The organism is Microbispora bryophytorum (genome assembly GCF_006874465.1).
Lineage (GTDB): Bacteria > Actinomycetota > Actinomycetes > Streptosporangiales > Streptosporangiaceae > Microbispora > Microbispora bryophytorum.
On sequence record NZ_VIRL01000006.1, the window covers coordinates 137,120 to 159,822 of the forward strand.

Sequence of the window (22,703 nt, forward strand, 5' to 3'; positions counted from 1 at the left end):
CGCCCGCCGCGCGGACCGCCCATGGTCTTTGCACAGCGTACGGCGCGCGGGGGGTGGTCATCATGCCCGGGCCGTGCGTAGCTTTTGGATAACTTAAAACTGAATATTCGACCGCAAAGAGGGATAATTAGGACAGAAGGCAGAGAGGGGAGGGGACATGGACGGCGAAGTATGGGTAATGGTCATTTTCGCGCTCGGCATTCTCGTGGGCCTGGCGGTGTCGCTGCTCACGGTCGTGCTGCGGCAGGTCAAGGAAGGCGACATCACCTGGTGGTCCCCTTCCGGGATGCGAGCGAGGCCCCGCGAGGAGCCCCGGCCGGCCGAGCACCCTGACGAGCGGCCAGGCGAGCGGCCAGGCGAGCGCCCTGCCGAGCGGGCAGGCGGGGTGAGGGCGAGCGGAGCCCGAGGGCGATCCCGCTGATCACGAGGGCCGCTCCCGCCAGGTCGGCGGCGGAGGGGGTGGCAACCCCCACAAGGGCGGCCGTGGCGAGCGCGCCGACGGGGATCATCCCGGCGAACAGCCCGGCACGGTCGGCGCCCAGGTGGGGCAGCGAGCGGTACCACAGGAAGAACGCCACGGTCGTCACCACCAGGGCGAGGTAGGCGAGGCCGCCCGCCTCCGCGGCGGTCGGCGCGCGCAGCACGTGACGACCGTCCAGGGCGACTCCGGCGACCAGCAGGAACGGCACCGCCAGCGCGGACGTCCAGGCCGACAGCCTGACGGGACCGATCAGCGGCAGCAGCGGCAGCGCCAGTAGCGAGAAGCAGAGCTCGCAGACCAGGGCGCCCAGGGACCACAGCAGCCCGGCCGGGTTGCCGCTGCCGGCGCCGGTCGCCAGCGTGGCTCCGGCGGCCACCACCAGGCCCGCGGCCACGACGCGCGGGGACGGCCGGGCACCCGTGAGGATCGGGCCGACCAGGGCGAGCGCCAGCGGCACGGTGCCGAGGACGATGCCGGGCAGCGCGGGCCCGGCCGCACGGGCCGCCTCGATCACGCAGACGTTGAACAGCACGAGCCCCGTCACCGACAGCGCGGCGAGCAGTGCCCATTGCCGTGGCCGGAGCCGTACGAGGCCGAGGCCGCGCCCTCGGGCGACGGCGAGCAGGATCACGGCGGCGAGCGCGTAGCGGAGCGCCTGACCCCCGTAGACCGGATAGTCCGCGATGACGCCGGAGACCGCCGCCAGCGTCCCCACGAGGAACATCGCACCCGCCGCTCCGGCCGCATGACTGTTCATGCCAGGTGATGCTAGGAAGGGTTTGGTCCTGGCACATGGTCCAATCACCCGCCGTTAGAGTGGGCCAATGGCCGATCTTCATCTCGTGGTCGACAGGGCCGCGGGCGGGCTCGCCGGGCAGATCGCCCGCGAGGTGCGCGAGGCCGTCCGGTCCGGGCGGCTCGTTCCCGGGGCCCGCCTGCCCGCGACCCGCGACCTCGCCCGCGATCTCGGCCTGTCGCGCGGCGTGGTGGTCGAGGCGTACGAGCAGCTTGTGGCCGAGGGGCTGCTCGAATCCAGGACGGGCGCGGGCACGAGGGTCGCCGCAAGGGTCGCGGCGGGGGCCGGGCGGCAGCCCGCCCCCGGGCGCCCCGGGGACGAGCGGGAGGGCTCCTGGCCCCACTACGGCCATCGGCCCACGTCGCCGGACCTCGGCCTGTTCCCCCGGCAGGCATGGCTCGCCGCCGTCCGTCACGTCCTGGCCACGCTGCCCAACGACGCGCTCGACTACGGCGACCCCGGCGGTGTGCCGGCCCTGCGCCGCGAACTCGCCGCGTACCTCGGCAGGGTGCGCGCGGCCGACGTGTCACCGGACGACGTCGTGGTCGTGACCGGGGTGGCTCAGGGGCTCAGCCTCGTCGTCCAGGCCCTGGTGCGGGACCGGGGCCGCCGCATCGTCCTGGCCGCCGAGGACCCGACGAGCGCGCGTCAGCTTCCGCTGTTCCGCCGGGCCGGGGCGGACGTCGTCCCCGTGCCCGTCGACGGCGAGGGGATCGTCGTCGAGGGCCTGCCGGGCGACGCCGACGCCGTGGTGGTCACTCCCGCGCACCAGTACCCGACCGGCGTCGTCCTGTCCCCGGCCCGCCGCGCCGCGCTGGTCGACTGGGCGGCCCGCACGGGCGCCCTCGTGCTTGAGGACGACTACGACGCGGAGTTGCGCTTCGACCGCGACCCCGTCGGGTGCCTGCAGGGCCTCGCGCCCGACCGGGTCGTGCTCGCCGGCAGCGTGAGCAAGGCCCTCGCCCCGGGGCTGCGGCTCGGCTGGATCGCGGCGCCCCCGCGCGTCGCCCGTGCCGTACGGCTCGCGCGCGGGGAGCTCGACCTCGGCTCGCCGGTCGTCGACCAGTACGTGCTCGCCCACCTCATCGACGGCGGGGGCTACGACCGGCATCTGCGCAGAATGCGCCGGGAGTATCGGCGGCGCAGGGACGCCCTCGTTGACGCACTGGCCGAGGATCTGCCCTGGATGACCGTCCGCGGCATCTCGGCCGGCCTGCACCTGTACGCCGAGGGGACGGGTGACCTGTCCGGCCTGGTCGAGGCCGCCCGCGCCGCGGGCCTGTCCGCGGAGACCGTGACGTCGGCCCACGGATCGCCGGGGCTGGTGCTCGGCTTCGCCCGCCTGCCCGCTCACCGCGTCGCCGAGGCCGTACGCGTTCTGGCGGGGAAGGCCGGCAGGGACGTCAGGGGGTGACGACGGTGGTCGCGGTGGCCGGATCGGCCGTACGCGGCTGGAAGCCGCGCGCGAGCAGGATGATCGCGGCGGCGAGGACGAGCGGCGCGGCGAACGCGACGCGGAAGCCGGAGGCGTCCGCGAGGCCGCCGACGAGCGCGGCTCCGACGATGAACCCCACGTAGTTGAACATGTTGACCCGGGCGATCGCCACGCCCGTGCCCGCGGGGTCGAGGCGGCCGGCCGCCGAGAACGACTGAGGGGCGACGACGGACAGGCCGATCCCGGTGAGGGCGAAGCCCGCGATCGCCAGCGGCACGGTCGGGGCGGCCACGACCGCGACGAAGCCCAGCGTCGCGACGGCGCCCCCCGCGCGCACGATGGCCGCCGGGCCCCACCTGCGCACCGCCAGGTCGCCGCCGACGCGCACCAGGAACGTCGTGAGCTGGTAGGCCCCGAGGGCCAGTGGGATCACGGTCGCCGAAGCGTGCAGGACCTTGTCCATGAAGACGGTCCCGAAGTTGGAGACCGACGAGTCGCCCACGTAGAGGAACGCCATCGCGAGGCAGAGAGGGATGATCGGGCGCCACGCGACCCCGGCCGGCCTGCCCGCGCCCGCACCCGCGCCCTCGGCCCGGACCGCGGCTGCGCGGTGCTCCTCCTCCGGCCGGTAGAGCCAGAGCGAGGAGAAAACGGCGACGGCGGCGGCCGGGACGAGGGCGACCGCGAACGTGACGGGAAGGCCGAGCCCGAGCGTGGCCGCCGCGGAGGCCCACAGCGACCCGACGACCGCCGCCACGCTCCACAGCGCGTGGAACCCGGTGAGCACCGCCCGGCCGTACTCGCGCTCGACCGCGACGCCCTGCATGTTCATGCCCGCGTCCACCCCGCCCAGGCCGAGGCCGAACAGGACGTTGGCCGCCACCAGCATGGGGACGTTGGGGGCGAGGCCCGCGAGCACGACGGCGGCGCAGGCGAGCGGCTGCACCAGGCGCAGGATCAGGCGGCTGCCCCACCGGGACGCGGCGGCGCCGGCGAGCGCGCTTCCGGCCCCCGCGATGAGCGGGACGACGAGGAGCAGGATGGTCAGCTCGCCGTCCGACAGGCCGTGCTTCTTCTGCAGCGCCGCCACCTGGGTGAGCAGCGTGGCGAAGGTGAGGCCCTGGACGAAGAACACCGCGAACGTGGCGAGCCGCGCCTGCCGGTCACGAGAAGTGGGCGCCGCGTTCTCTACTGGCGCCGCGTCCTCCAGGGGCATCGTGGGCCTCCACGAACATGAGGGGGGTTCAAGTTTTCGCCAGCGTAGGAGCCGCCACCCGCCCGGTCAATGGGGTGAGCCGGTCAGGACCGGCCACCCGCCTGGCGTGCGGCCATCCAGGCGGCGATCTGGGCCCGGGAGGCGAAACCGAGTTTGTCCAGGGTGTGCTCGACGTGGCCCTCCACGGTGCGCTGCGAGATGACGAGGGCGGAGGCGATCTCCTTGTTGCTCCGTCCCTGGGCGATCAGCTCGGCGATCTCCTGCTCACGCCGGGTGAGAGGGGACGGCTCGACCGCCGAGACCGCCGTCGCGGGGCCACCGGGCGGCGTGGGCCAGGCCTCCGCGACCGCCTCGTCCGCGTGCGCGGGCCCGCCCTCGGCCCGCTCGCCGAGTGCCTCCTCGATCGCCTCGTCCGTCGTCAGCCGGTTGCCCCTGCGGAGCTCGCGGCTCAGGGCCCGGTCGCCCAGGCTCGCACGGAGACTGGCGAGGCACCGCTCGTGGAACTCGGCGAACCGCTTGTCGCGGCACGGCGCCATGCCCACAGAACGGCCGATCTCCTCCGATACCGCGAGCAGCCGGGCGGCGCAGGGGTGACGGCCTTCGCACGTCTCCACCCAGGCGATCACCTCCAGATTCGTCGCGATGTTCATCCGGTCGCCCAGGTCCCGGGCGAGCAGGAGGGATCCGCGTGCCATCTCCAGCGCGCGGGCGTTCTCCCCGCCCTGCCACAGATGGATGGCGAAGATCGTGTGCACCCAGGCCCGGCCGGAGCACTCGCCGTGGGCCTCGGTCAGCGCGAGAGCGCGCTCGAACAACTCCGTGGCGCGGGGCCGGTCGCCGAGGTAGCCGACGCTGGCCGCCAGCGTGATGAGGGCGATCAGCAGGCCGCTCAGGTTGCCGACGGCCTCCTCCTCCACGACCGCCCGTTCCAGCAGCGGGGTCGCCTTGGCGTAGTCGCCGCAGTAGTGCTCCGCCATCCCGGCGATCAGGGACGTCTGGGCGAGGGCTCCCGGGTCGCCCAGCCTCTCGGCGAGCGCCCGGCTCTCGGCCAGCAGGTGCCGGCCCCTGTCGGTGTCGCCCTGTGTGAAGACCAGCTCCGCGTCGGCGCACAGCGCCAGCGCCCGCAGGACGGTGGGCTCGGGCGCCGCCCACAGCATGCGGTCCAGCCAGTGGCGGCCCTCGTTGTAGTACGCGTTGGCCAGCCAGCAGGGGTCGGTCAGGCAGAGGGCCATCAGCAGCCCGGCCTCCGTCTCGCAGGGCTCCTGCAGGCAGAAGTCCATCGCGGCGCGCAGGTGCGCCTGCTCCAGATCGAGCCGCCTGGACCAGAGGAACTGGTGGGGGCCGAACCACTCGGCGGCGGCCTGCCGCGCCAGCAGGAGATAGTGATCCCGGTGCCTGCGCTGGAGCGACCGGCGCTCCGGCCCGCCGAGCCGCTTGCGGCCGAACTCGCGCAGGGTGTCGAGCATGCGGTAGCGGACCGTGCCGGAGAGCTCCTCGCGCAGCAGCAGCGACTTGTCCAGCAGCGCGTCGAGCAGGTCGAGCACGTCGTCCCGTTCGATGCCGCCGCCGGTGCACACCGCCTCGACGGCGTCGAGGTCGAAGTGAGAGGGGAAGATCGACATCCGGGTCCACAGCGTCCGCTCGGCGCCGGGCAGCAACTGGAAGCTCCAGTCGACCAGCGCGTGCAGGGTCTGCTGACGCGGCACCGCCGCACTGCTGCCCCCGGTGAGCATGCGGTAGCGGTCGCGCAGGCGCTCGACAAGCGCGTTCACCGACAGGACCCGCAGCCGCACCGCGGCGAGCTCGATGGCCAGGGGGATGCCGTCGAGCTGGCGGCACAGCTCGACGACGGCCTCCTGGTTGTCCTCCGTGACGGTGAAGCCGGGCAGGACCGCCGCCGCCCGCTCCGTCAGCAGACTGATGCCGTCGTACAGCTCCAGTGACCTGCGGCTGAGCGGCCGGTCGGGCTCCGGGACGGGCAGCGGGCAGATCTTCATCTGGTGCTCGCCCGTGATGCCGAGAGACTGTCGGCTCGTCGCGAGGATGCGCAGCTCGGGAGCCGCGCGCAGGAGCCGGTCGGCGAGCACGGCACAGGCGTCACGCAGGTGCTCGCAGTTGTCCAGCACGAGCAGGGTCCGCTGTGAGGACAGCACCTGCTCCAGCGCGTCCATCGGGCAGGGCGCCGACTCGTCCCGCACGCCCATGGTCGCCGTCACCGTCTCCGCGACGAGCGCGGGATCGGTGACGGTGCTGAGGTCCACCAGCCAGACGCTGTCGAACGCGCGGCGCTGCTCGGCGGCCGCCCGCAGGGCCAGCCGGGTCTTGCCGACACCGCCCACGCCCGTGAGCGTCACCAGGCGCGAGGCCGAAAGCAGCCGCCTGATCTCGGCCAGCTCACGCCTGCGGCCGACGAAACTCGTCAAGTCGGCAGGAAGATTGCCGACCTGTCGTGTCACCGCCCCCGCGACCACCTCCTCACGCTAAGCGGCCACGAAGTCCCCGGTCAATTCCGCGTTCGACGCGGGGCGCCGCGTCGTATGGTGACCGACGCGCGTGGAGCGCCTACTCTCGATGGTGTGAGCAGCAGCGAGTCCTCAGCCGTGAAGTGGATCTCCGCCTTCCTCTCGCCGCGCACCCCGGACACGCCCGACCCCTCCTCACTGCGGGCCTCGGACGCCGATCGGGAGCGCATCGTCACGGTGCTCGTGGACGCCGTCACCGACGGGCGGCTCACGCCGCTGGAGCACGAGGAACGCGTGGAGCGCGTCTGGGCCGCGCGTACCCTCGGCGAGCTGGCCGAGCTGACCGTGGACCTGCTGCCGCCCGAGAGCCAGCCCTTCCGGGTGGACAGCCGTCCCGTCACCGCCTTCTTCCGTACGGAGACCCGCGGCGGCCGGTGGGTCGTGCCCTCCGAGGTGCCGGTGACGTCCCTGGGCGGCACGGTCACGATGGACCTGTGCGAGGCGCTGCTCCAGTCGCGGCACGTGGTGGTGCAGCTCGCCGTCATGGCCGGCACGGTCAACCTCACGGTTCCCGAGGGCGTGCGGATCGTGACCGCCCCCGACGCCCGCGTCCGGTCGCTCAGGAACGAGGTGCGGCTCCCGCCGGGCGCGACCGGCTTCGCGCCGGACGCGCCCGTCATCGAGCTCGCCGGGTTCGTCTTCGGCGGCAAGGTCGTCGCCCGCTCGCCGAAGCGACCCCGCCGCCGCCTGTTCGGGCGCTAGACAGCGGTCTGATCGTCGCTACACCGCCGTGTCGAAGTTGATGGCGCTGTAGGCGCCGAGCTTCCAGAGCTGATGCTCGCTCTCGATCTTGCGGATCGTGCCCGACCGTCCCCGCATGACAAGGGAGTGCGTGACCGCCGCCCCGCCCTGGAACCGCACGCCGTGCATCAGTTCGCCGTCGGTGATGCCGGTCGCGGCGAAGAACACGTCGTCGGAGCGTACGAGGTCGTCGATGGTGAGCACCTGGCCGAGGTCGAGCCCGGCGTCGAGGGCCTTGAGGCGCTCCTCCTCGTCTCGCGGCCAGAGCCTGCCCTGGATGACGCCGCCCATGCACTTGAGCGCGCAGGCGGCGACGATGCCCTCGGGCGTGCCGCCGATGCCGAGCATCAGATCGACACCGGTGCCGTTGCGCGCCGCCATGATCGCGCCGGCCACGTCGCCGTCGGTGATGAAACGGATCCGGGCGCCCGTCTCCCGGATCTCCTTGACGATCCGCTCGTGCCGGGGCCGGTCGAGGATCACCACGGTGACGTCGGACGGCTTGGCGCCCTTGGCCCGCGCCACGGCGCGGACGTTGTCGGCCACCGGGGCGTTGATATCCACATGGTCGGCCGCCTGCGGGCCCGTGACGAGCTTCTCCATGTAGAAGACCGCGGACGGGTCGTACATCGAGCCCCGCTCGCCGACCGCGATCACGGAGATCGCGTTGTTCATGCCGAGAGCGCACAGCCGGGTGCCGTCGATCGGGTCCACGGCCACGTCGCATCCGGGGCCGGTCCCGTCGCCGACCTCCTCGCCGTTGTAGAGCATCGGGGCGTTGTCCTTCTCGCCCTCGCCGATCACCACGACGCCCTTCATCGAGACCGTGTTGATCAGTTGGCGCATGGCGTTCACGGCGGCGCCGTCCGCCCCGTTCTTGTCGCCGCGTCCCACCCAGCGCGCGGCCGCCATCGCCGCCGCCTCGGTCACCCTGACCAGTTCCAGGGCCAGGTTGCGGTCGGGTGCGCGTTCCCCCGTCGCCAGAGCGGCCGGTACGTGATCAGCCATTGGTCCCCTTTTAGGTAGGCGCCCTTTTAGGGATCGTAGTTCGAGAAGCCGTTCTTGTCCGATTGGTCTGAACCTGTTGGACCAGGTGGGAGGCCATTTGTGAGCGTGGACCCCCGGAACGGACGGGTCGGAGATATCGTCGCCGCATGAGCGGCGACACCGAACGACCAGTGACGACGCGTACGTCGGAGCGCGGCGCGGCGACCCGGGGAGCTCTCCTGAACGCCGCCAAGGAGACGTTCATCACGAGCGGCTTCGCCGAGGCGGGCGTCACCGACGTCGTGGCCAGGGCCGGCGCCAGCGTCGGCAGCCTGTACCACCACTTCTCCGGCAAGGCCGATCTCTACCTGACGCTGTTCGAGGAGTTCCAGAAGCGGCAGACCCAGCGCACCCGGCAGGCCGTGCAGGATGCCCGGGCGGAGGGCGAGACCGACCCGATGCCCCAGTTCCTCGCCGCCGCGCGGGCCTACCTGGAGGGCTGCCTCGCCGAGCGCGATCTCGCCGCGCTCTTCCTGCGCGGCGACGCCCCGCCCGGGTTCGAGGTCATCATGCGCGACCGCCTCCGCCAGTGGGCCCGGCGCACCGCCGCGCTGTTCGAGCACGAGGACGCCCTGGTCGTCGTCGTCACCGGCGCCCTGGCGGCCGTCGTGCAGGAGGTCACGCTGTCCGACGACCCGGAGCAGGCCCGGAAGATGGCCGAGGACGCTCTTCGCATCATCGGCGATATTCGGCACCGGTGACGGCCGGTACGGCCACCGCCCGCTCCACCGACTAATCTCGGATCACGTGGGACGATTCACCCAGGGCTTCTACGGCTACGCGTTCGCGCTCTTCGTCTGCCTCGCCGCCGTCGGAGTGTTCCTGCTCATCACGCCGCAGAGCCGCACCGAGCACATCCCGCGGGTGGACTTCTCGATCGACAAGGTCAACACGGCGCGTGCGGCGCCGTACGATGTCGTCGCCCCGAGCCGGGTGCTGCCCGATTGGGTGCCCAACAGCTCGTCGCTGACCCAGAAGAACGACGCCGTGACGTGGCGGCTGGGGTTCGCGACCGCCAAGCGGCAGCACGCCATGCTCGCCCAGAGCGACGAGAGGCCGGCCGCGGACTTCGTCAACCGCATGGCCAACACCGACAAGCCCGGCGGGAGCCGCCAGATCGACGGCGTGACCTGGGAGGAGCGGTTCCGCCAGGACAAGAACCAGCGGACTCTGGTCCGGGTCTTCCCCGACCACGCGGTGGTCGTCACCGGAACGGCCGGCTGGGACGAGCTGACCGCCCTCGCCCGGACTCTCGCGCCGCAGCCCAAGCCCTCGCCGATGCCGTCATCGGGCTGAGTCCGGATCGCGGCCGACGGTCTCCAGCAGGTGCGCGACCAGGGGGCTCGGGTCGTCCGCGCGCCAGCCGACGGCGACCCGGGTGCGTGCGTTGGGCTCGATCGCGCGGAAGGCGACGCCCTTGAGCCGGATGCGCCGGATGCTCGCCGGGGCCAGACAGACGCCCAGGCCGGTCTCCACGAGTGCGCACGCGGTCTGCCACTCCACCGCGCGCTGCGTGACCCGGGGGGTGAAACCCGCGGCCTCACACAGGCCGATGATCTGGTCGTGGAGTCGCGGGCCGGCGTCACGGGGCAGGAGCACGAACGGCTCGTCCGCCAGCCGCACGAGCCGTACGGTCCGCAGGGCGGCCAGCGGATGGGCGGACGGCAGCACGGCCACGAAGGGCTCGGTGAGCACCGTCCTGAAGGCGAGTCCCGCCCCGTCGGCGTCGTCAGCAGGGGGCTCGCGCAGCAGGCCGACGTCGATGGCCTTGTCGCGCAGGGCGGCGATCTGCGGCGCCGTGGTCATCTCGCGGATGTCCAGGCGGACACCGGGGAAACGCTCCCGGAAGCCGCGAAGCAGACCGGGCAGGACGGTCAGGGCGAGGGAGGCGGCGAAGCCGATCCGCAGGCGCCCGGTCCTGCCACTGCCGACGGCCCGCGCGGCGGCCAGCCCGTCGGCGAGATCGGTGAAGGCGCGCCGGGCGGCGGGCAGCAGTTCGCGGCCCGCCCCGGTCAGGGCGACACGTCCCGGCTCGCGGGTGAACAGCGCGTGACCCACCTTGTCCTCCAGGCGGCGGATCTGCTGGCTGAGCGGCGGCTGGGCGATGCCCAGGCGCGCGGCGGCGTGGCCGAAGTGCAGCTCCTCGGCGAGCACGACGAAGGCGTGCAACTGCGCCAGGGGGAGTTCGGGGCGGTCCATACGCACAGAGATATCAGGCCATGCCGGAAGATGTATTAGACGTATCGATGGGCGTCGGCCTAGCGTTCGGCGCATGACGGAGCGACGCGCGATCCTCGGCGGTTCGACGTTCGAGGAGCAGATCGGCTATGCCCGGGCCGTGGTGGACGGTGACCGGGTGCACGTTTCCGGGACGACCGGTTTCGACTACACCACCATGACGATCTCGGAGAACGTGGTGGAGCAGGCCGAGCAGTGTCTGCGCACCATCGAGGCCGCGCTGGCCGAGGCGGGGTGCGGCTTCGCCGACGTGGTGCGGGTGCGCTACCTGCTGCCCGACCGGGCCGACTTCGAGCCGTGCTGGCCGATCCTGCGCCGCCGCTTCGGCGACGTGCGGCCGGCGGCCACGATGATGGAGTGCGGTCTGGCCGACCCCCGCATGAAGATCGAGATCGAGGTCGACGCGCGGCGGCCCGGCGTCTGACGACCCGTGCGCTGACGGCCCGTGCGTTGACGGTCCGTGCGGTCCCGCTGGCCACCCGGCAGCTCGCCGCCCTCTGGCACGCCTGGCCGCCTGCCGGGTGTCAGAAGGGCGCCTCCTCGGGGCCGTTCGGCTGGGGCTCCTGGCGCTGGGCCATCGCGGCCGCCAGCTTCGCGCGGGCGCCCTGGAGCCACTCCTCGCAGATCGCCGCCAGCCGCTCTCCCCGCTCCCACAGCTCTATCGACTGCTCCAGCGTGAGCCCGCCTGTCTCCAGACGACGCACCACGTCGGTCAGCTCCTCGCGGGCCTGCTCGTACGACGGGGTCTGCCCGTCCGGCGGGGCCTGCCTGTCCGGCGGGGTCTTCTTGCCCCGCGGGGTCTGCCTGTCCTCAGCCACGTCCCCACCTTAGAGGCCGGAACCGACACTCTGCGGCCTCTTAGGCGTGTCCTGTTTGGGCATAAAACTGAGGCTTTGTCCGTTACTTAGAGGTACTAACCATATTCGGGGGCGATGATCGGGGGGTCATCCTTATGTGTGGAATCAGCGGCTGGGTGGACTACGGGCGCGATCTTCGTGGCGAGCGGGAGACCGTGCAGGCCATGACGGACACGATGGTGTGCCGCGGCCCTGACGCCGAGGGGATGTGGCTCGCTCCGCACGCCGCGTTCGGCCACCGGCGGCTGGCCATCATCGACATCGAGGGCGGGCGCCAGCCGATGGTCGCCGACGCCGGTGGCGACGACGTGGCCGCGCTCACCTACAGCGGCGAGGTCTACAACTTCAGGGAACTGCGCGCCGAGCTCACCCGGCGCGGGCGCCGGTTCCGGACCCAGAGCGACACCGAGGTCGTCCTGGAGGCCTACCTCGAATGGGGCGAGGACTTCGTCTCCCGCCTCAACGGCATGTACGCCTTCGCCATCTGGGACGCGCGCCGCGAGGAACTGCTGCTCGTACGCGACCGCATGGGAATCAAGCCCCTGTACTACTACCCGACGCGGGGCGGGGTGCTGTTCGGCTCCGAGCCCAAGGCCATCCTGGTCAACCCGCTCGCCGAGCGGGTGATCGACGCCGACGGCCTGCGCGAGATCCTGGCCTTCGTCAAGACGCCCGAGAACGGCGTCTTCCGGGGGATGCACGAGGTGCGTCCCGGCCAGGTGGTGAAGGTGCGGCGCGAGGGTCTGAGCAAGCGCCGCTACTGGCAGCTGGAGGCCCGCGAGCACACCGACGACCTGCAGACCACCATCAGGACCGTGCGGGAGCTGCTCGACGACATCATCGAACGGCAGCTCATCTCCGACGTGCCGCTGTGCACGCTGCTGTCCGGCGGGCTCGACTCCAGCGCGGTCACCGCGCTCGCGGCCCGCGCGCTGGCCGACGAGGGAGGGGTGCGCTCGTTCTCGGTCGACTTCGCCGGCTACAGCGAGAACTTCCAGGCCGACGACATGCGCGACACCCCGGACACGCCGTACGTCCACGACGTCGTGCGGCACGTCGGCTCCGACCACACGGACATCGTGCTGGACTCGGCCGACCTCATGGACCCCGCAGTGCGTGCGGCCGTCCTGCGGGCGAGGGACCTCCCGCTCGGCATCGGCGACATGGACACCTCGCTCTACCTGCTCTTCAAGGCGATCAGGGGACACTCGACGGTGGCGCTGTCGGGGGAGTCCGCCGACGAGGTGTTCGGCGGCTACCGGTGGTTCCACGATCCCGAGGCGGTCAACTCCGGCACCTTCCCGTGGCTCGCCATGCGGGGCCAGGCGGGCCTGTCCACCCGGGGCGAGTTCCTGAACGAGGAACTGCTGCGCAAGCTCGACATCCCCGCCTACCGCGCGGACAGCTACCAGCGGGCGCTGGCCGAGGTGCCCCGGGTGCCGGGGGAGACCGGGCTGCAGCAGCGGATGCGGGAGATCAGCTACCTGCACCTGACCCGGTTCGTCCAGATCCTGCTCGACCGCAAGGACCGCATGAGCATGGCCGTCGGCCTGGAGGTCCGGGTGCCGTTCTGCGACCACCGCCTGGTCGAGTACGTCTTCAACGCGCCCTGGGCCATGAAGACCTTCGACGGGCACGAGAAGAGCCTGCTGCGCGCGGCGACGGCCGACGTGCTGCCCCGGTCGGTGGTCGAGCGCCGCAAGGTGCCGTACCCCTCGACGCAGGACCCGGCGTACGAGCGCGCGCTGCGTGCCGAGGTGACCCGCGTGCTCGCCGGAGACTCGGCCATCGGCTGCCTGGTGGACGCGGACAAGGTGCGCACCATGCTCGACCAGCCCATGGGCGCGGTCAGCCTGCAGGGCGCCCGGACGTCGCTGGAGGGCATCCTGCAGATCAACGCCTGGCTCGGCGACTACGACGTGCGTCTCGCGATCTGACCCGCCGCGGCCCGCGGCCCACGACCCGGGTCACGCGGCCCGGGTCACGCGTCCTGGGCGGTCACCGTCACGCGGTCGTCGGAGAAGCGGATCGTGAGCTCGTCACCCGGTTTGACGTCCCCGGCCAGGCGGACGACCTCTCCGGAAGGACGCTGCGCGATGGCGTAACCCCGCTCCAGGGTCGCCGCGGGGGAAAGGGCCACGAGCCGGGCCCCGAGATGTTCCAGCGAGTCGGCCGAGCGGTCCAGGGACGCCGAAAGGCAGCGCCTGGACCGCTCGCGCAGCGCGTCGACCTGCTCGGCCCGCCGGTCGAGCTCCCGGACGGGATCGGCGAGCGACGGCCGGGAGCGCACGGACTCCAGCCAGGACATCTCACGCTCGACCCAGCCCCGCAGCACCCGGCGACCCCGGTCTCTGAGCTGATGGACGAGCGTGAGCTGCTCGCCCACGTCGGGCACGACCTTCTTGGCCGCGTCCGTCGGGGTCGAGGCGCGCACGTCGGCCACGAGATCGAGCAGCGGGCTGTCCTGCTCGTGGCCGATCGCGCTCACCACCGGCGTACGGCAGGCAGCGACGGCCCGCACCAGCGACTCGTCGGAGAACGGCAGCAGATCCTCAAGGGAGCCGCCGCCCCTGGCGATGATGATCACGTCGACCTCGCGGTCGGCGTCGAGCCTGCGCAGCGCCTCGGTCACCTCGCCCACGGCGTACGACCCCTGGACGGCGACCTGCTCCACCTTGAAACGGACGGCGGGCCAGCGGCGGCGGGAGTTCTCCAGCACGTCACGCTCGGCCGCCGAGTCACGCCCGCAGACGAGCCCGACGGTGCCCGGCAGGAACGGCAGCCGTCTCTTCCTGTCGACGTTGAACAGGCCCTCGCCCGCGAGCACCTGGCGGAGCCGTTCCAGCCGGGCCAGCAGCTCGCCGATGCCGACCGGACGGATCTCCAGGGCCGTGAACGCGAACGAACCCTTGTTGACCCAAAAGTCCGGCTTGACGTGCATCACGACGCGCGCGCCGTCGACGGGACGCGGCACGCTGGCCTCGTAGACCGCCCGCGCGCAGGTGATCCGGGCCGAGACGTTGGCCACGGGATCGCGCAGCGTCAGGAAGACGGTGCCGCCCCGGGCGGTCAGCTCGGTGATCTGCCCTTCGACCCAGACGGTGCCCAGCTTGCCGATCCACTGGGCGACCATCTGCAGCACCGACCTGATCGGCAGCGGCGCCTCCGGGGACGTCTTCGCGCTCAAATGCCCTCCTCGCCTCGCCTGATCCGGTCGCACCTGCAGGCTAGCCGTACCTGCCGACATTCCACAGGCGACCAGGCGGAGGACGCCTCACGTGCCCGTCCCGCGTACGGCCGGGCGGGCGCGGCCCGCGATCAGGCCTCGGACTGGAGCTTGGACATCCGGTTCTGGAACATCCGGACGACTTCGGGGCGGTTCAGGTGCGCCTGCTCGTAGTCCAGCAGCGCCTGCACCTGCTCGGCCGACGTGCCACGCATCCGCGCCCGCAGCGACGCCACGGAGAGGTTCGCGTAGCCCGGCAGCGGCTCCGCCGTCTCGGCGGCTGCCGCGACGGGCTGCTCCGCCGGCGCCTCGGCAGGGCTCTCCGGCGCCTTCTCCGGCGCCTTCTCCGGCGTCTTCGCGGCGGCGGGCTTCTTGCGGGTCCTGGTGGCCTTCGGCGCGGCGGTGGTCGTGCTTTCGGCGCTGCTCCCGGCCTCGGTGCCGGTCGTGGCCTCGGCGCCCTCGGGGGCTTCGGCCGTGGCCTTACGGCGCGTGCGCGGCTTCTTGGCCTCGGCGGGCGGGGCCTCTTCCGTTGCCTCCGAGGTTCCGGCGGTCTCAGCGGTTGCGGCCGTCTCGGCGGTTGCGGCGGTGGCCTTGCGGCGCGTGCGCGGCTTCTTGGGGGCGGCGGTCGCGTCCGGGACCTCGGCGACGGCCGGGGCCTCGGCCTCGACGGGTGCGGCGGGCAGGTCGAGCGTGTCGGCCTCGGCAGGGGCGGTCTCGGCGGCGGGGGCGGCCTCGGGCTTCGGCTCGGCCGCGGCCTCCACAGGCTCCGCAGGCGCGGCGGTCTCGGCGGTCGGGGCCTCGGCGGTCAGGGTCTCAGCGGTCGGGGCCTCGGCGGGCGCCGCCTCGGCCTTCTCGGCCTGCTGAGCCTGCTCAGGCTTCTCGGCCTGCTCAGGCCTGTCGGTCTTGCTCGGGCGGGGGGCGAAGATGACGGGCTCCCGGCGCGCGGGCCGCTCCCCGGCGGCCTGCTCGGCGGTCTGCGCGGTGGCTTGCCCTGTGGCTTGCCCGGTGGCCTCCCCGGTCCGCGGGGTCTCGGCGGTCTCGGGGCGTTCGCCGTCCTGCGCCTCGCCACCGGCGAAGCGCTCCTTGACGCTGGTCTTGAACTTGTCGCCGGCCAGCAGCGCCTGTCCGACCCCGTTCAGAGCGGTCTGTAGCACTGTCGTTATTGCTCTAAGGACGGACATTTCTGCTCCCGGGGAGATACGTATCTGGTACACCCAGTCTTGCAAGACCAGGGTCAAGAGGCGGCGCGCGTTCCACATAGCATAGGAACATGGACGTGCAGACCTCAGCGACCCGTCGTGTCCTGGTCGCCAAGCCCCGCGGTTACTGCGCGGGTGTCGACCGTGCGGTGCAGGCGGTCGAACGGGCGCTGGAGCAGTATGGCGCGCCAATCTACGTGCGCAAGCAGATCGTGCACAACACCCACGTCGTGAAGACGCTGGAGGAGCGCGGCGCCGTTTTCGTCGAGGAGACCGAGGAGGTCCCCGAGGGCGCCATCGTCGTCTTCTCCGCCCACGGCGTCGCGCCCGCCGTGCACGAGGAGGCCGCGGGCCGCAGTCTCCGGACGATCGACGCGACGTGCCCGCTGGTGACCAAGGTGCACAACGAGGCCAAGAGGTTCGCGGCCAAGGACTACGACATCCTGCTCATCGGGCACGAGGGGCACGAGGAGGTCGAGGGCACCGCGGGCGAGGCGCCCGAGCACATCCAGCTCGTGGACGGGCTCGACGGCGTCGAGGGCGTGTCCGTACGGGACCCGGAGAGGGTGGTCTGGCTCTCCCAGACGACCCTGTCGGTCGACGAGACCACCGAGACGGTCGCCCGGCTGCGGACGCGGTTCCCCAACCTCATCGACCCGCCGAGCGACGACATCTGCTACGCCACCTCCAACAGGCAGACCGCCGTCAAGCAGATCGCCGCCGAGTCGGACCTGGTCATCGTCGTCGGCTCGACCAACTCCTCCAACTCCAAGCGACTGGTCGAGGTCGCCAAGGACTACGGCGCCGCCGCGTCCTACCTGGTGGACGACGCCTCGTTCGTACGGGACGAGTGGCTGGAGGGCGTGCGCACCGTCGGCCTGACCAGCGGCGCCTCCGTTCCGGAGGAACTCGTGCGGGGAGTGCTCGCCAAGCTGGCCGGCCACGGTTTCACCGATGTGGAGGAGGTCGAGTCGGTGGAGGAGAGCATGCGGTTCGCCCTGCCCCACGAACTGCGCAAGGACCTGCGCACCCTCTAGCGCACAGGTCTGGCGCACAGGTCTGGCGCACGGTCTAACGCAAGGGTCTAGCGGCCGGTCCGGCGGTTCACTCGTCGGCGGCCTTGCCGTACACCCGCGGCTCGAAGTAGCCCTCCGGCTCCGGGTCGAACGTGCGGACGCGGCCACGGCGTGAGCGGGAGGCCGGCGTCGGTGTGGGCGCGGGCGCGCCCCGCAGCTCCCTCAGGCTGTCGGGCAGGCCGCGCACCCACCCGACGCCCAGCGCCAGCGCGGACCCGAGGAACAGCCACGGCGCGCCGGACGACAACGCGGTGAACATCCCGAGCCCGAACGTCTGGAGCATCGAACCCGAGCTGAGCGCCCGCATGAGCTCCACCAGCAGCGCCGCGACGAAGAAGACCAGCGGAGGCGTCACCACCAGCGGCAGCAGGTCCCGGGGACGCACCAGCAGGACCGCCGCGATGCAACCTGCCACGAACGCGGGCCCGGGCAGGAACGGCATGCCCACCAGAGTGATCACGAAGAGCATGACGATCGCCCCCCGAGCGGTCAGCCGCACCCCCGCTCGACCGGTGCCTGTCATCGGGCCCCCTTACGACAAGTCTCGCGTCAATTTACCGTTCTGACGATGCGGGGGAGGGGGGCTTACCCGCTCTTCACCTTCGAGCTCGGGGATGGCGACCGGCCGGGGGACCTCCTCCACCGCCGACGGGGCGTCGAGGGAGTAGTCCACCAGACCGAGGTCGTTCATTCTCCGCGCGCTGACCAGGACCCTGCTCTCCAGCGAGCCGACCGTCTGGTTGTAGGCGGTGACCGCTCTCGTGAGCGCCTTGCCCAGGCCGTCCACGTGCCGTCCGAGGCCGCCGAGCCGCTCGTACAGTTCCTTGCCCAGATCGAAGACGGCCTTGGCGTTCTCACTGACCGCGGTCTGCTGCCAGGCGTACTGCGCGGTGCGGAGCATCGTGACGAGCGTCGTGGGAGTGGCGATGTGGACGCGCCTGCGCATCGCGTGCTCCAGCAGCCCCGGGTCGCGCTCCAACGCCGGCGCGAGGAACGCCTCGCCGGGGATGAACAGGACCACGAACTCGGGCGACGGGTTGAAGGCCTGCCAGTAGGACTTGGCGGCTAACCGGTCCACGTGCTCGCGCACGTGCCGCGCGTGGGCGTCCAGCCGGGCCGAGGCGAACTCGGGGTCGGTGGCCTCGGCCGCCTCCAGGTAGGCCGCGAGCGAGACCTTCGCGTCCACGATGACGTTCTTGCCGCCGCTGAGCCGTACGACCATGTCGGGCCGGACCACGCCGTCGCGGGTGACGGCGCTCACCTGCTCGTCGAAGTCGCAGAACCGGGCCATGCCGGCGATCTCCGCCACCCGGCGCAGCTGCAGCTCACCCCACCGTCCCCGGGCCTCCGGCCGCTGGAGCGCCCGCACCAGCGCGTCCGTCTGGGCCTTGAGCCGATCGGAGCTCTCCCGTACGAACTCCATCTGCTTGCTCAGCTCGGCGCGGGCGGCGCGGGTGCCCGACTCGCTCTCCCTGAGCTGGCTCTCCACCTTGGCGAGCGTCTCGCGCAGCGGCGCGACCAGGTTCTCGACCGCCTGCCTGCGCTGGTCGAGGTCGCCGGCCGCCTCGGCCCTCGTGGTGTTCAGCCGGTTTTCGGCGAGTTCGAGGAAACGCAGGTTGGCCACGTCGAGGGAGTGTGCGGAGATGGCCTGGAACCGCTCGGTGAGCTGGTTTTCCACGTAGGCGACCTTGTCCTCGGCCGCCCGCGTCCGCGCCTCGGCCTCGGCCACCCTGGCGGCCGCCTGCGCGGCACGGCCCGCGGTCCGCATCCCGGCCAGGGCCGCACCCACCACGACGCCGATCACCAGTCCCAGTGCGAGAGCCACGACATCCACGGTCTGGATGATTTCAGGCATTGGCGTGCCAAACAGGGAGGCGCGCCTGGGAGCGGGCCGAGGCCGTCGATGTCCGGCGCACCCTCCGAGGCCCCTAAACTCGTGGTACGTGAGCCTGAGCATCGGCATCGTCGGCCTGCCCAACGTCGGCAAGTCCACTCTTTTCAACGCCCTGACCAAGAGCGGGAACGCCCTGGCGGCCAACTACCCGTTCGCCACGATCGAGCCGAACGTGGGCATCGTCGGCGTGCCGGACTCCCGTCTGGACAAGCTGGCGGAGATCTACAACTCGGCGCGCGTCCTCCCGGCCAAGGTCGAGTTCGTCGACATCGCGGGCCTGGTCAAGGGCGCGTCGGAGGGCCAGGGAAGGGGCAACCAGTTCCTCGCCAACATCCGTGAGACCGACGCGATCTGCCAGGTCATCCGGGTCTTCTCCGACCCCGACGTCACCCACGTGGACGGCGAGGTGGCACCGGGGCGCGACATCGAGACGATCAACACCGAGCTGATCCTCGCCGACCTGCAGACGATCGAGAAGGCGCTGCCCCGCCTGCAGAAGGAGGCGCGCACCAACAAGGACCGCAAGGTCCTCCTGGAGGCCGCCGAGGCCGCGGCGAAGCTGCTCGACACCGGCACGACCCTGTACGCCGGGGGCAAGGCGGCCGGGATCGACCTCGCCGACCTGCGCGAGCTGCACCTTCTCACGGCCAAGCCGTTCCTGTACGTCTTCAACCTCGACGCCGACGAGCTGACCGACGCCGACCTGCGGGCCAAGCTCTCGGCGCTCGTGGAGCCGGCGGAGGCCGTGTTCCTCGACGCCAAGATCGAGTCTGAGCTGGTGGAGCTGCCCGACGACGAGGCGCTGGAGCTGCTGCAGTCCGTCGGCCAGGAGGAGTCGGGCCTCGCCCAGCTCGCCCGGGTCGGCTTCGAGACGCTCGGCCTGCAGACCTACCTGACGGCCGGGCCCAAGGAGGCCCGGGCCTGGACGATCCGCAAGGGCGCGACCGCCCCCGAGGCCGCCGGGGTCATCCACACCGACTTCCAGCGCGGGTTCATCAAGGCCGAGGTCATCTCGTTCGGCGACCTGGTGGAGGCGGGCTCGATGACCGCGGCCAGGGCGGCGGGCAAGGCCCGCATCGAGGGCAAGGACTACGTGATGCGCGACGGCGACGTCGTGGAGTTCCGTTTCAACGTCTGAACCTGCCGGTCACCTCCGCTCCGGCGGACGACGGAACGGCCGGCCGGATCGGCGCCGCGGGCTGCGGCGCCGACCCGGCCGGCCGGTGTCATCGTCGGCTCAGCTGCGCGACCACCTCTGGTTCGCGCCGCCGTTGCACGTCCAGATCACCAGCTGCGTGCCGTTGGCGGTGCCGCCGCCATAGGCGTCCAGGCACTTGTTCGAGCCGACTCCGACGATCGTGCCGTCGGAGTTGAGCGTCCACTGCTGGTTGGTGCCGCCGTTGCAGTCGTAGATGTCGACCCGGGTCCCGTCCGCCGTGCCCTGTCCGTAGGCGTCCAGGCACTTGGTGCCGTAGACCATCAGCTGCTTGGACGGCGTGAGGGTCCAGGTCTGGTTGGCGCCGCTGTTGCAGTCCCAGAGCGCGACCTGGGTGCCGTTGGTCTGGGACTGGCTGGGGACGTCGACGCAGCGGCCGGAGGCCTGGCCCCTGATGGGGCCGACGCTGGTGCCGCCGTTTCCGCCGCCGATCGGGGTGATGGAGAGGTTGTCGAACATGTCGGTCTGGTATCCGACCACTCCGAGCCCGACCTGTCCGGTGAAGTAGGAGTTGTCGGTCACCGAGCCGAGCGCGGCGCCGTCGAGGGTGGCGCTGATCTGGTTGCCCGAGAAGCTGAGCGAGATCGTGTGCCAGGTGTTGGTCCCGAGCGAGCTCCGGGAGCCCGAGGTGAGGGTGCTCACCGTGCCGGACGTGGTGCTCTTGGCGATCGACCAGGCGCCGGAGTTGTTCAGCCGCAACTGGTAGGCGGCCTGGTGGCTCTGCGGGCGTGACTGCGTGTTCGCCCGCCCGAGCAGCGTGATGGTGCCGCCCTGCTGGAAGTTGACGTCCACGCTGACCTTGTAGTTGCTCCAGGACGGGTCGCCGACCAGGCCGAAGGCGTCGCTGTCGTCCTGCCACTCGATCGGACGCACGGGGGTCACCTGCTGCAGGCACTGACCGGACCGGCCGCCGGCGCAGGGCCGGACCTCGAAGGATCCCTGCATGTCGGAGAAGTACTTGGCCTCGGTGCGGGAGGCGTAGGCGTCGAAGTCGTCGGAGTACGGCAGAGACAGCGGCGCACTCGCCGGTCCGGCCGCCGTGCCCTTGCCCTGGCCGGTGGTCGTGGTCAGCGAGTAGATCCGGTTCGGCTGCATGGTGAGCGAGTAGGAGCCGTTGCTGGGGGTGATGTCCGGCTGCCTGACGAACCAGTCGGCGGGGTTGTTCGAGCCGAGGTTGGTGGACCACACGTGCACGGTCCCGGTGCTCAGCCCGCCTGTCACGTTGACGTTCACGGTCTGCGTGCTCGTCGACGTGCTGGTCTCGTAGATGGTCGAGTAGTCGGTGTTGTTCGTGGACTTCAGGGAGATGTAGCTGCCGTTGCTCCGGTTCCCGCCGAGGTATCCGCTCGCGGAGCCGGTGAGGAAGCGCCAGCCCGGCTGGGTGAACTGGGCGACCTGGGCGTTCGCCCACAGGCTGCGGCCCAGCTGGTAGGCGCCCGACCACGGCGAGTTGGCGACCGCCAGGGCGGTGGTGTTGAAGGGCAGGTTCGGGTAGAGCGCGGCCACCAGCGGCCAGTTGACGAAGCCCGTCATCTGGCCGTCGAGGTATCCGCGGGTGACGCTGCGGATGTAGGGGGCCGAGCCGCTGATGTAGTCCTGCGATCCGAACTCGCTGTTCCAGATCGGCTTGCCGGTGGCCACGGCGTTCGCGCTGGAGGGACACGAGGTGGCGTCGCCCAGGTAGCCGCACAGGTAGTGCGACCCGACCACGCCGACCGCGGCCTTGAACGCCGGGTCGCTCAGCATGTCGTCCGCGGTCGACAGGCCGAAGCTGTCGTCCCCGACGATCTGCACGTTGCCGTAGCCGTTGGAGTCGAGGGCCGACCGGAGGTTCTTGTACCAGGTCTTGTTGTGCCCGCGCTCGTTCCATCCGCCGATGTAGCTGACCGTCAGGCCGTGCTGCTTGGCGCAGTTGAGCCAGGAGATGTCGTAGTCGATCATGTCCTGGGACCAGAAGTTCCCGCCGCCGATCCAGCCCGGCGCGGTCCACGGCAGCGCGATCAGCTTGATGTTCGGGTTGCGCGCCACCGCCTGCTCGCCCAGCCAGAACTCGTAGCCGACGTTGCAGTTGATGTCACCGCGGGTGTGCTGGATGCTGGGCTCGGAGCCGTCGGTGGAGTTGGCGTCACCGCCGATCTCCAGTTTCAGCAACTGCACCGCCGCGCCGTACCCGGGCTTGAAGAGGTAGTCCAGGATCTGGGAGCGCTGCGTCTCCGGGTAGTCGATGAGCAGCCGGGAGTTGCCGCCGCCGCCGCTGATCGCCCCCACCCCGTCGAACGTGCGTCCCGTCGAGCCGCCGTTCACCGTGATGGTCGTCGTGGCCGCCTGGGCCGCCGGCGCGGTGACCACGACGGCGCCGGCGCCGGTCACGGCCGCTGCGACCGTGGCCATCAGGATGCGGACCCATTTTCTGTCGCCGACTGGTCGACGTCTGCGCATGCCGGACCTCCGGAGTGCCCGTGGGGGGATGAGTGACGGGCGGTTCACCGGCCCTGCCGGATCCAGAGCGGTTGGCCCCAGCACGCTGGCTCGATACCGTCCGTCATGTTTTCTGTTGAAAGCCGTTTGAAAATGTCAGAGCAGTTGGGGCATGTCAAGACATGGTCAGACGGGAAAGATGGCGTGTGAACACGGCTGAACTGGCGGGCAGCGGAAACGTGCGTGCCGGCCGTCGCCTGCCATGAAAGTTTCAGGCGTGCGCGTACGTTCGGTTGCGCTCGGTTATGGCAGAGATTGTTGGAACGCGAGCCGTCGAGGTT

At 71.5% G+C, this 22,703-nt stretch carries 19 protein-coding genes; 8 read left to right on the plus strand and 11 right to left on the minus strand.

Annotated features, from left to right (window positions below):
- Nucleotides 1-263 precede the first annotated feature (263 nt).
- Nucleotides 264-1,238: a DMT family transporter gene (locus FLX07_RS14350; protein ID WP_142571268.1), complete on the minus strand. Its 975-nt coding sequence runs from the start codon at nt 1,236-1,238 to the stop codon at nt 264-266.
- A gap of 67 nt (nt 1,239-1,305) precedes the next feature.
- Between FLX07_RS14350 and pdxR the strand changes: the two genes are divergently transcribed.
- The gene (gene pdxR, locus FLX07_RS14355; RefSeq protein ID WP_142571269.1) at nt 1,306-2,691 is read left to right on the plus strand and encodes a MocR-like pyridoxine biosynthesis transcription factor PdxR; all 1,386 of its coding nucleotides are present in this window, start codon (nt 1,306-1,308) and stop codon (nt 2,689-2,691) included.
- On the opposite strand, the gene FLX07_RS14360 is transcribed toward pdxR, so the two are convergent.
- Nucleotides 2,681-3,928 carry an MFS transporter gene (locus FLX07_RS14360; protein WP_142571270.1) on the minus strand — a complete coding sequence of 416 codons (1,248 nt, stop codon included), beginning with the start codon at nt 3,926-3,928 and terminating at the stop codon, nt 2,681-2,683. The genes pdxR and FLX07_RS14360 overlap by 11 nt on opposite strands.
- A gap of 83 nt (nt 3,929-4,011) precedes the next feature.
- A complete protein-coding gene (locus FLX07_RS14365) occupies nt 4,012-6,351 on the minus strand; it encodes an ATP-binding protein (protein WP_142571271.1) in 2,340 nt (779 codons plus the stop codon).
- Between the two features lie 153 nt (nt 6,352-6,504).
- On the opposite strand from FLX07_RS14365, the gene FLX07_RS14370 reads away from it, so the two are divergent.
- Nucleotides 6,505-7,152: a DUF1707 SHOCT-like domain-containing protein gene (locus tag FLX07_RS14370; RefSeq protein ID WP_229689753.1), complete on the plus strand. Its 648-nt coding sequence runs from the start codon at nt 6,505-6,507 to the stop codon at nt 7,150-7,152.
- Between the two features lie 18 nt (nt 7,153-7,170).
- On the opposite strand, the gene glpX is transcribed toward FLX07_RS14370, so the two are convergent.
- A complete protein-coding gene (gene glpX / locus FLX07_RS14375; RefSeq protein ID WP_142571273.1) occupies nt 7,171-8,199 on the minus strand; it encodes a class II fructose-bisphosphatase in 1,029 nt (342 codons plus the stop codon).
- A gap of 146 nt (nt 8,200-8,345) precedes the next feature.
- Between glpX and FLX07_RS14380 the strand changes: the two genes are divergently transcribed.
- Both FLX07_RS14380 and FLX07_RS14385 read left to right on the plus strand, forming a co-directional pair.
- Nucleotides 8,346-8,939, plus strand: a complete 594-nt coding sequence (locus FLX07_RS14380) for a TetR/AcrR family transcriptional regulator (protein WP_142571274.1) — start codon at nt 8,346-8,348, stop codon at nt 8,937-8,939.
- Nucleotides 8,940-8,985: 46 nt separating this feature from the next.
- Entirely contained in the window at nt 8,986-9,534 is a 549-nt protein-coding gene (locus FLX07_RS14385) for a DUF4245 domain-containing protein (RefSeq protein WP_142571275.1), read from the plus strand.
- Here the strand turns inward: FLX07_RS14385 and FLX07_RS14390 are convergent.
- Nucleotides 9,523-10,437, minus strand: coding sequence for a LysR family transcriptional regulator (locus FLX07_RS14390; RefSeq protein WP_142571276.1), 915 nt, complete (start codon nt 10,435-10,437; stop codon nt 9,523-9,525). The genes FLX07_RS14385 and FLX07_RS14390 overlap by 12 nt on opposite strands.
- A gap of 73 nt (nt 10,438-10,510) precedes the next feature.
- On the opposite strand from FLX07_RS14390, the gene FLX07_RS14395 reads away from it, so the two are divergent.
- Nucleotides 10,511-10,900, plus strand: coding sequence for a RidA family protein (locus tag FLX07_RS14395; RefSeq protein ID WP_142571277.1), 390 nt, complete (start codon nt 10,511-10,513; stop codon nt 10,898-10,900).
- Nucleotides 10,901-11,000: 100 nt separating this feature from the next.
- On the opposite strand, the gene FLX07_RS14400 is transcribed toward FLX07_RS14395, so the two are convergent.
- The gene (locus FLX07_RS14400) at nt 11,001-11,294 is read right to left on the minus strand and encodes an exodeoxyribonuclease VII small subunit (protein ID WP_268239489.1); all 294 of its coding nucleotides are present in this window, start codon (nt 11,292-11,294) and stop codon (nt 11,001-11,003) included.
- 134 nt (nt 11,295-11,428) lie between these two features.
- Here FLX07_RS14400 and asnB point away from each other — a divergent pair, with 134 nt between their 5' ends.
- Nucleotides 11,429-13,270 carry an asparagine synthase (glutamine-hydrolyzing) gene (gene asnB / locus FLX07_RS14405; RefSeq protein WP_142571278.1) on the plus strand — a complete coding sequence of 614 codons (1,842 nt, stop codon included), beginning with the start codon at nt 11,429-11,431 and terminating at the stop codon, nt 13,268-13,270.
- 44 nt (nt 13,271-13,314) lie between these two features.
- Here asnB and xseA read toward each other — a convergent pair whose 3' ends face one another.
- On the minus strand, nt 13,315-14,520 hold the full coding sequence (gene xseA / locus FLX07_RS14410; RefSeq protein WP_142571279.1) for an exodeoxyribonuclease VII large subunit: 1,206 nt from the start codon (nt 14,518-14,520) through the stop codon (nt 13,315-13,317).
- A gap of 131 nt (nt 14,521-14,651) precedes the next feature.
- Nucleotides 14,652-15,713, minus strand: a complete 1,062-nt coding sequence (locus tag FLX07_RS14415) for a DUF8129 domain-containing protein (protein ID WP_142571280.1) — start codon at nt 15,711-15,713, stop codon at nt 14,652-14,654.
- 116 nt (nt 15,714-15,829) lie between these two features.
- Here FLX07_RS14415 and FLX07_RS14420 point away from each other — a divergent pair, with 116 nt between their 5' ends.
- On the plus strand, nt 15,830-16,795 hold the full coding sequence (locus FLX07_RS14420; RefSeq protein WP_142571281.1) for a 4-hydroxy-3-methylbut-2-enyl diphosphate reductase: 966 nt from the start codon (nt 15,830-15,832) through the stop codon (nt 16,793-16,795).
- A 67-nt stretch (nt 16,796-16,862) separates the two neighbouring features.
- Here FLX07_RS14420 and FLX07_RS14425 read toward each other — a convergent pair whose 3' ends face one another.
- On the minus strand, nt 16,863-17,357 hold the full coding sequence (locus FLX07_RS14425) for a DUF6542 domain-containing protein (RefSeq protein ID WP_142571282.1): 495 nt from the start codon (nt 17,355-17,357) through the stop codon (nt 16,863-16,865).
- 9 nt (nt 17,358-17,366) lie between these two features.
- The gene (locus FLX07_RS14430) at nt 17,367-18,668 is read right to left on the minus strand and encodes a DNA recombination protein RmuC (RefSeq protein ID WP_142571283.1); all 1,302 of its coding nucleotides are present in this window, start codon (nt 18,666-18,668) and stop codon (nt 17,367-17,369) included.
- Between the two features lie 109 nt (nt 18,669-18,777).
- On the opposite strand from FLX07_RS14430, the gene ychF reads away from it, so the two are divergent.
- The gene (gene ychF / locus FLX07_RS14435) at nt 18,778-19,866 is read left to right on the plus strand and encodes a redox-regulated ATPase YchF (protein WP_142571284.1); all 1,089 of its coding nucleotides are present in this window, start codon (nt 18,778-18,780) and stop codon (nt 19,864-19,866) included.
- Between the two features lie 99 nt (nt 19,867-19,965).
- Here the strand turns inward: ychF and FLX07_RS14440 are convergent, their stop codons facing one another.
- Nucleotides 19,966-22,335, minus strand: coding sequence for an RICIN domain-containing protein (locus FLX07_RS14440; protein ID WP_142571285.1), 2,370 nt, complete (start codon nt 22,333-22,335; stop codon nt 19,966-19,968).
- Between the last annotated feature and the right edge of the window lie 368 nt (nt 22,336-22,703).